6 protein-coding genes and 2 pseudogenes are annotated in these 8,878 nt (G+C 65.7%); 4 read left to right on the top strand and 4 right to left on the bottom strand.

The annotated features are described in order from the left end of the window. Positions 1-696: 696 nt before the first annotated feature. A pseudogene (locus G3N61_RS36605) lies at positions 697-888 on the top strand (lytic transglycosylase); the annotation flags it as partial. A gap of 19 nt (positions 889-907) precedes the next feature. Here G3N61_RS36605 and asnB read toward each other — a convergent pair. Together asnB and G3N61_RS36595 are read right to left on the bottom strand one after the other, a co-directional pair. Then, complete coding sequence (gene asnB / locus G3N61_RS36600) at positions 908-2,875, bottom strand: asparagine synthase (glutamine-hydrolyzing) (protein ID WP_089452279.1); 1,968 nt, start codon at positions 2,873-2,875, stop codon at positions 908-910. Positions 2,876-3,141: 266 nt separating this feature from the next. After that, positions 3,142-3,975, bottom strand: a complete 834-nt coding sequence (locus G3N61_RS36595) for an autoinducer binding domain-containing protein (RefSeq protein WP_043179961.1) — start codon at positions 3,973-3,975, stop codon at positions 3,142-3,144. Between the two features lie 284 nt (positions 3,976-4,259). On the opposite strand from G3N61_RS36595, the gene G3N61_RS36590 reads away from it, so the two are divergent. Then, positions 4,260-5,165 carry a LuxR family transcriptional regulator gene (locus G3N61_RS36590; RefSeq protein WP_205824844.1) on the top strand — a complete coding sequence of 302 codons (906 nt, stop codon included), beginning with the start codon at positions 4,260-4,262 and terminating at the stop codon, positions 5,163-5,165. 138 nt (positions 5,166-5,303) lie between these two features. Here the strand turns inward: G3N61_RS36590 and G3N61_RS36585 are convergent, their stop codons facing one another. Beyond that, entirely contained in the window at positions 5,304-6,950 is a 1,647-nt protein-coding gene (locus G3N61_RS36585) for an NRAMP family divalent metal transporter (RefSeq protein ID WP_043179963.1), read from the bottom strand. A 119-nt stretch (positions 6,951-7,069) separates the two neighbouring features. After that, positions 7,070-7,207, bottom strand: a complete 138-nt coding sequence (locus G3N61_RS36580; protein ID WP_179258770.1) for a hypothetical protein — start codon at positions 7,205-7,207, stop codon at positions 7,070-7,072. Positions 7,208-8,309: 1,102 nt separating this feature from the next. Between G3N61_RS36580 and G3N61_RS36575 the strand changes: the two genes are divergently transcribed. Both G3N61_RS36575 and G3N61_RS36570 read left to right on the top strand, forming a co-directional pair. Beyond that, on the top strand, positions 8,310-8,579 hold the full coding sequence (locus G3N61_RS36575) for a hypothetical protein (protein WP_043179966.1): 270 nt from the start codon (positions 8,310-8,312) through the stop codon (positions 8,577-8,579). Positions 8,580-8,696: 117 nt separating this feature from the next. Continuing rightward, positions 8,697-8,878: pseudogene (locus tag G3N61_RS36570) on the top strand (sugar ABC transporter permease); the annotation flags it as partial.

Genomic DNA, 8,878 nt, shown 5'->3' with positions numbered 1-8,878 from the left:
AAGATGATAGGAACGTGAATGAAGAGAAGAAGAGAAAGAAGTGAACGAGGTGCGGGTAGAAGATAGGAGACTGTCAGAACAGGATGAAGTGAGAGGACATGGTGTAAAACAAAAGACGGAAACAATAATGAAGAAAAAATAAGTGAAGATAAGAGTAGATGTAGATAGGACAAATACAGAGTATGAGAAGTCATGATGACAACAAGGCAAGTTACTTTATGTTTTTTTTTTTTCATGATCCGGCGACCACCGAGGTCTACACAGCGGACTACACTCTTTCCCTACCATCCGCTCTTCCGACCTGCCGGACGGCCGCCCGGCCCGCCAGCCAGTCGCGACCCGACCGCCGCCTCCGGGCGGCGGTCGCCTTTGGACGCCCGCGTCCGCGCATCGCCACGCTTCGTCGCTACCGCTCCGGCCGCCGCCGCCAATGCCGGCGACTACGGAATTCGGCGTGACACACGATCATTGCCGTCCCTACAATCGACGCAGCCGCCGCGCGCCCTCCGCGCAACCGGCCCTGGAACGAACGGAACGACCATGAAGATGTGCGATTCGCGAACCGTTGTCGCCTGCCTGTCCGCACTGGTTGCGCTCGCGTGCGCCGCGCTGCCCGTGGCGCACGCGGCGAACGACCACGCGCCTCACGTCGCGTCGACGACGTCGGGCAATCCGGATGAAGGCAGCGCCAGGCACGACACACCGCCCGCACGCCAGCGACGGATGGATGCCGTCGCGACCACGCCGCCCGATCGCGCACGTCGGCAAGCGTCGCCGGCGGCCTCCGCCGATCCGCCTTCGTGCCATGCGCGGCCCGTGACGACACGGTGCCGCGGCCCGCAAGCGAACGACGCGAAGCAGCGCTGCACGCGCTGCCTCGATCAGTGACGACGCGCAGCGCGCCCGCTTACGCGGCGCGCTGCGCTTCCAGCCACGCCTGGAACATCAGCACGGTCCACAGCTGGTGCTGCCAGTTCATCCGGCCGGTCTGGTGCTGCCGCCACAGGCGCTCGACCGCGGCCGCATCGAAGAAGCCCTCCTCGCGCAACCGCGACGGCCGCAACAACGCCTCGGCCCAGTCACGCAACGAACCGCGCAGCCAGTGATCGACGGGCGCGCAAAAACCCTGCTTCGGCCGGTCGATCAGCGCGGACGGCACGTACCGGTCGAGCAGCCGGCGCAGCAGCGCCTTCGACTGCCCTTCCGGCAAACGCACCTCCGCCGGCACGCGCCACGCGAATTCGACGACGTGATGGTCGAGGAACGGCATGCGCGTTTCGAGGCTCACGGCCATCGCCGCGCGATCGACTTTCGCGAGGATGTCGGTCGGCAGGTACGTGAGCGTGTCGATCGCCATCGCCTGCTCGGCGAAGCTCAGGTGCGCGGGCCATGCGGATACGGTGTCGAGCGGTGTCGCCGGCTCCTGCCCCGACAGCGCGAGGCGCTCGGGATGATGCACCGACGACATCAGCAGCCGGTACAGCCCGATGCGGCTCTCGGCCGTCATCACGTGGCCGAGCTTGTGCAGGCGATCGCCGATGCGCGTCGCCGATTCGCGTGCCTCCACGCCGCCCCACGCTCCTTGTGCGACGGCCGCGAGCTGGTCCGCGTGATCGGGCCGCAACGCATGCAGCGCGGCGGCGATCCGCGCGCGCACGGCACCCGGCACGCGATGCAGCTTGCGCCACAGGCGCGGCGTCAGGAAGTAGCGCGTGTAACCGCCGAACAGCTCGTCGCCGCCGTCGCCGGACAGGCTCACCTTCACGTGCCGGCGCGTCAGCTCCGACACGAGAAAGGTCGGAATCTGCGACGCATCGGAAAACGGCTCGTCGTAGATCGACGGCAGCTTCGGCACGACGCCGAGCGCATGGTCGGCCGTGACGTACAGCTCGGTATGGCGCGTGCCGAGATGGCGCGCGACCGCCTTCGCGTAACCGGCTTCGTCATAGCCGGCTTCGTGGAAGCCGATCGTGAACGTGTCGACCGGCGTCGCCGATTGCGCCTGCATCAGCGCGACGATCGCCGACGAATCGACGCCGCCCGACAGGAACGCACCGAGCGGCACGTCGGCCTCCATCTGCCGCGCGACGGCCTGACGCAAGACCACGTCGAGCTGACCGACCGCTTCGTCGGCACTGCCCTCGAACGGCTGCGCACGACCGTCCTCGATTGCCTGATCGAGCGTCCAGTACGCACGCAGGCGCGGCATGTCGCGCGCGTGCTCGAACTGGATATACGTGCCCGGCGGCAGCTTGTGGATGCCGCGATAGATCGTGTGCGGCGCGGGCACGCTCGACTGGCGCAGATACAGGCACAGCGCGTCGCGGTCGATCGCGCCGTCGAAGCCCGGGTAGCCGCGCAGCGCCTTCAGCTCGGACGCGAACACGAGCGCGTCGCCGATCCGGCCGTAGTAGAGCGGCTTCTCGCCGATCCGGTCGCGCGCGAGCGTCAGCACGCGCGATTCGCGATTCCACAGCGCGATCGCGAACATGCCGGTCGCACGCCGCAGCGTCGCCTCGACACCCCACGCGACGATCGCCGCGATCAGCACCTCGCTGTCGGAGTGGCCGCGCCACGCCGGTGCGCGACCCGCGCGCTCGAGCTCGGCGCGCAGTTCGCGATGGTTGTAGATTTCGCCGTTGAAGACCATGACGTAGCGGCCGCACGCGGATGCCATCGGCTGTCGGCCGTGTACCGACAGGTCGACGATCGCGAGCCGCCGGTGGCCGAGCGCGATGCCGGCTTCCGGATCGACCCAGATCCCCTGTCCGTCCGGCCCGCGATGCGCGAGGCTTGCCGTCATGCGCGCGAGCGTGCCGCGCGCTGTCTCCTCATCGATGGCGACGCTATTCAGAAAGCCGTCGATTCCGCACATTGATTTTTCCGCCCCTGTTGACCAGTTCCGTCACGCATGGCGCAACCTCGCGGCCCGCCGTCCGGCGTGACGGTCGAGCCATATTACGAAGAAATAAATCAGCAATAATTCACTGGTGAATGCTGAAATCACTCGAAAAAAGCGCTGTCAAGCATCGTGTGCGCATCGCGGCGGCGCGCGCGGCCGAATCGGCCCGTCGGGCCGGCCACAGGCGGGCCGGCCCGAAGGTCATCGGATCACGCAGAGAAAACCGGGGACGGACTACGTCAGGATGGCAGCCGGCGCGCCGCCAGATACGCAAGCTGCGCGCGGTTCTGCACGTTGAAGAGTTTCTCGAGCGAGCGGATATGGTGGCCGACCTTGTGCAGCGACGTGCGCAGCGCGCTCGCGATCTCCTGGTCGGACAGCCCGTGCACGAGGCGGTCGAGCACCTGCTGCTGTTCGTCGCCGAGCGCGAAGCCGCGCATGCGTGCGATGCGTGCCTCGAGGAACGGCAGCGCGACGCGATGCACCGCGAGGCTGACCGACAGCGCGCCGCCGATCACGCGATCGTCGATCCATTCGGTGCCGTGCGTCTCCGACGTCACGTTCACCGCGACGCGCAGGTCGAGGCGCGGCGCCGACAGACCGAACAGCACGCCGCTGTTCATCGCATGCGCGCGCAGATGGCCGGCGAGCGCCAGCATCTTGCGGTCGCCGCTGCCCTGCGCGGCCGCCTCGATCTCGTCGAGCTGCCACGCGACCGGAAAGCCGCTCTGCCGCACCTGCGCGAAACGCGGGTCGCTCTCGTAGAGCATGCCTTCGATAAACGGCTGCATGAACGTCGCGGGCGCGAGGTCGCGAAGCAGATGCGCGCACAGGATGCGCCGCCCGATCATTTCAAAAGCGCCGTAACCGAGCGTACTGAAACCGATTTGCCGCAATCGCGCATGGCATTGCGCAAAATCGACCGGAGCAAGGTCGCTTTTACCGGATTCAATTTGAATGCCGGTAAAAACGTCATGCCCGATTGCCTGATATTCATTCGAATAAGCCGCAGCCGTTGCGATATCGGCCTGCGAAAACCACTCGACGCGTGGTGCGCCGTCAGCATATGCCATGAGGAGCCCGCCCTTTCCCAATATGTGAACCTGCGCCCCGTCACGATCTGGTCTTTTCTTTATGGATTTTCTGGTCTTCGTTATAGGCATGCGAATAGGAATCTTTCGCCGCCATTAGTATTACGGCATATTACGCGTACACCGGCATTTTTGTACAATGCCCCCGCGTTTCGTCAGGGATGACGATCGGCGCATATCACACCGATGCTCGATCGCACCGCCGCGAATGCCGTACACGATACGGCCGCCGCCAGGCGATGCGCGTCGATTCCGAGGGATGGCTCATGTCCGATATTGCATTGCATGAAGAAGCGGTCGCCCCAACTTTTCCCGGTCCGTCGCACGGGTTGAACGCGTGCCCGGACGCGCTGCGCGAGCGCCCGGTGCAGGTCGTCTGGTGCGACGACGTGAAACGCGGCGAGCTCACGCAGCCGCACGCGCCGAAGCTCGGCGTCGCCGATACGCTCGCGCACGCGCAGAGCACGGCCGAGCGCAGCCGGATCGTCGCGAGCCTGCTGCATCTGACGGGCTTCTCGACGTTCGCGTACTTCGCGCTCGAATTCGCGCACGAGCGGGTCGAAAGTCTCTACCTGCACGAAGCATTCACGCCGGCCACCTATCGCGGCGACTACGTGCGGCACAACCATCACGACATCGATCCGCGCACGCTCGGCGCGCGCGTGTGCAACATGCCGATCGTGTGGGACCTGCAGCAGCTGCGCCGCGAACACCGCGAGCGCGACGCCGGCCCGCGCGTGACGCCGGCCGCGCTCGACGGCTTCCTGCAGACGATGCAGGACGACGGGATGTGCAGCGGCGTCATGTATTCGATGGCCGTGCCCGGCACGCGGCTGCACGCGTTCATGAGCTTCACCGCGCCGCGCCGCACGCGCGAATGGATCACGCCGGCGACGATCGAACAGGCGCTGTCGATCGGGCTGTCGGTCCACAAGTTCGCGTCGCCGCAACTGATCTCGACGTCGCGCGAGCGCGCGGTGAACGGGCTCACGCCGTTCGAGCAGGAACTGCTGCTCGGCATCGCCGAAGGCGCCTCCGACAAGGAGATCGGCCGGCGCCTCGACACCAGCGCGCACAACGTCGACTATCACTTGCGCAAGCTGCGCAAACGCTTCGGCGTCGCGAACCGGATCCAGCTCACGTACCTGACGTCGAAACTCGAACTGATCTGACGGCCGCACCGTACCGCGTGCGCGTCGCGTCGCGTCGCAAGGCGGACGCGTAAACGCACATGCCGGCCTCGAGGGCCGGCATGTGCGGGTTGCGGCGCGGTGCCGGGTCCGGCGCCGCTTCCTGGAAGACGACCTGCGTTACTTCAGCAGCATCATCTGCACCACCTTGACGATCACGAGACCGACCGCGATCACGAGATAGCCGCGCAGCACGGCCATCCACACGCGCGTCGTCAGCGTCATCTTCTGCGGCTCGAGCGTGTCGAGCGGCGGCATGCGCCACGTATCGCGTTGCGTACGGTCGACGCCGGGTTCGACGACGCGCTTGTTGCGGCGAATCAGCACCGTCGCGAGATAGCCGACGATCGCGAACACGCTGCCGCCCACCAGCACGTCGAGGATCGCTTCACCGCTGATGTCCGGATACATCACCGATGCGGTCAGGATGATCGACAGCATCACGAGCACCCAGATCACCGCGCCCGTGAACACGTTGAGCTTCGTCGAGTTGATCCACGGGCCGAGCACCTGCTTGTCGTTGCACAGCAGCAGCAGGAACACGGTCGCGCTCGGCAGCAGCACGCCCGCGAGCGTCTGCACGGCTTCCGTCAGCAGGCCCAGCGGGCTGCCCGGGATCAGCACCAGCGCTGCAGCGGCCGCGACGATGCCGAAGTAGACGAGATAGAAGCCCTTCGCGTCCGACACGTTACGATGCAGCGAGTGACGGATCTTGAACACGTCGCCGATCGCATAGGCGGTCGACAGCGACACGGCCGCCGCGCCGATGATGCACGCGTCGAGCAAGGCGACCGCGAACAGCGTCGCGCTCGTGCGGCCCGAATACTTCTCGAGGCCCGCGATGATGCCACCGGCGTCGGTGAAGTTGCCGAACTCCGGATGACCCGCGAACAGCTGGGCCGAGAACGCGATCATCGCGACTGCGCCGACCAGCACGAAGGCGATGCCGATCCACAGGTCCGCCTTTTCATACTTCATGAAGCGCGGCGTGATGCGCTTGTCGATCACGTAGCTCTGCTGGAAGAACAACTGCCATGGCGCGACCGTCGTGCCGACGATACCGATCACGAGCAGCATCACGTCGGACAGCTTCGCATGCGCGGGCCAGTTCGGCACGAAGAAGTCGCGCGAGATCTGCGCCACCGGCGGATGGATCGACACGAGCACCGGCACGAGCAGCAGGCTCAGCAGGCACAGCCCGATCGCGAACCGCTCGAAGCGCCTGAAATCCCCGGTACTCACCGCGGCCATGGTCAGCGCCGCGGCCACGCACACGCCGGCCACCTTCGGCAGCCCGAAGAAATCCAGCACGAACGTGATGCCGATGAACTCGGTGACGATGGTGAGCGCATTGAGCAGGAACAGGTCGATCACGCTGAATGCGCCCCAGAACTTGCCGAAGCGCTCGAAGATCAGGCGTGCATGGCCGACGCCCGTCACCGCGCCGAGGCGCAGCACCATTTCCTGGTTCACGTACAGCACGGGCACGAGCAGCAGCAGCGTCCACAGCAGCGTCGTGCCGTAGTTCTGCCCCGCCTGCGTGTAGGTACCGAAGGCGCCGGCGTCGTTGTCGCCGACCATCACGATGAGGCCCGGGCCGATGATGGCGAGCAGCGTGCGCAGGCGCGCCCACCACGTGCTGCGTGCACCGGTGTCGTGGCGCGAGATCGTGCCGAGCGCGCCGCGGATGTCGCCCAGGTGGGCTTCGTCGAGCACGGCGCTGCGTTCGGCGGCGATTGGTGGAGAAACGTTGGATGGCGTGGACATGATTTATTCCGTACGGCTAAGGGTTATCTGATAAGCGTGTGACCTTGGAATGCGCGCGGGGCGGCCGCTCGATGGCGGCCGCACGTGCGCATGCCGAGGCACGCGCGGTGCTTCTTGCTTCAGTGGATCAACGATTTCAGCTGGTTCAACAGGCGGGAGAACACCCGCGGACGGGCGTCGAGCATCAGCATCGCGTCGTAGTGGTGGCGCGATTCCGTGACGTGCGGGAGATTCGACAGCAGAAGGCCGAAGTTCATGATCTGGCTCCGTGCGGCGACGGCAGGCGTGCCGGCCGCGTGGTGGGCGCGGGGCCAGTCCGGGGCCTGAACGACGTGTCAGGCTAGTGCGCCGGATTGTCCCTGCGACCCGGGTTCAAAAGGGTCGGTGTGTGCAACGGGCATAAGGGACAACTGTCACTGTCGTTCATGGCGGCTCCTGTGCGGTGTTCGGGAGAACACGGTTGACCGCCGTCAGGCCTGCGGGCCGGGATTCGCGAGCACGGGAAAAGCGTGCGCGAACGCGGCCGCCTGCCAGGCGGCGGTGAAACCGGACGGCGCATGCGAAAACGCATCACGCTAACCGGCGCGAATCAGGGTGCACGTAGGGGGTTACTGCGGAATACTGCTGCGCGCACCGTTTGCCTGGGAGACAAACGGCGGCTTCGATGAGGCGCGGACGTCGGTCGCTCAGGCGGAAATTTCGTTCGAAGATCGACTACTGCAGGCGTCCAAGGCGGCGGCCCCAAAAGTGAAGATGGCGGATTCTATGGACGGCCCGAAAGTGAAGTCAACCCCTCGAAACCCCATTTCTCGAAATAAATTTCTCGCGTCACATCACTGAAAGAATTGCCCTTGAAAACACGCGGCGCAACCTTTCAGGGCGTATCGCGCGGTCGGTGGTCGATGCGTATGAACAACGGGGCGGCGCCTCCCGTCGCGCTCATCTGCTGCTCGTCCGTTGCCCATTCGTTGCCCGTCCGTTGCCCATCTCGCGCCGGAACGCGCTGCCGAGGCGCCCGCGCAACGTGCGCCACTTTTATGCGTTTTTTACTTGCGCTGCAGCAAACGACACGCATACAATCCGCCGCAATTCATCAAGGGAGTCCCTCCGTGGACACATGCTCTAGTTGCAGTTCGATGCCGGTCCAGGCCGGCCAAGCCATCGCGAGATAGCAGCCAGACGCATGTCTTTCGCCGCTAGCTCGCATTCGTCGGGTTAGCGCGCTTCCTTCCGGGCCGGCCATCGCCGGTTCGTCCGTCGCACGCTCCATTACGTTCCACCCTCCGATCGCAGGTCGCATCGTGCGCCCGCGCTCGATCACGTCGTCCGGCCCGCGCCGGACCGGACGGAGGCAGCGTCATGTTTCTTCAATCGTTCGCGGTCAGACTCAAGCGCATCGTGCATGTCGCATGCGACCGCTCGTTCGTTTCCGGCCTCTCGCCGCTCGCCCACGCGTTCAGCAACTGGCGCGGCACGGCGCTCGCCCATGTGCCGGCGACGCCCCGCCCGCTCGACTGCCTGCTGGTCGCCGCGATGGCGGCCGCCGTCGCGCTCGTTGCGATGCTGTGCTCGGCCGCGCCGCGCCTCGGCTTTGCACAGGTGTGGCGCATCGGCGGCTGGCTGCCGTAAGCCCTGCTGCGCGGCGGGACGACGTGCCCCGTACCGCCGCGCGACCGCCTCGCCACGCTTCTCGCATTACGTTTTCGTTTCTTCAGCTTAACTAATCAAACCGTCAACGGAACCCACATGAAGAACTATCTCGAACCCGTCCCGCGCAAGCTCCGCCTCAATGCGCTCGCCACGCTGCTGGTGCTCGCCGCGCTCGCGCTGTATCCGGTCGCGCAGGTGCTGATCGATTCGTTCTGCCAGGTCGACTATTCGGCCGGCCGCCGCGCATTCGCCGGGCTGGCGAACTATCGCGCGGTGCT

Origin of the sequence: Burkholderia sp. Ac-20349 (assembly GCF_017104865.1) — a bacterium.
Classification (GTDB): domain Bacteria; phylum Pseudomonadota; class Gammaproteobacteria; order Burkholderiales; family Burkholderiaceae; genus Burkholderia; species Burkholderia aenigmatica.
This window is presented reverse-complemented; position numbering and strand designations above follow the sequence as displayed.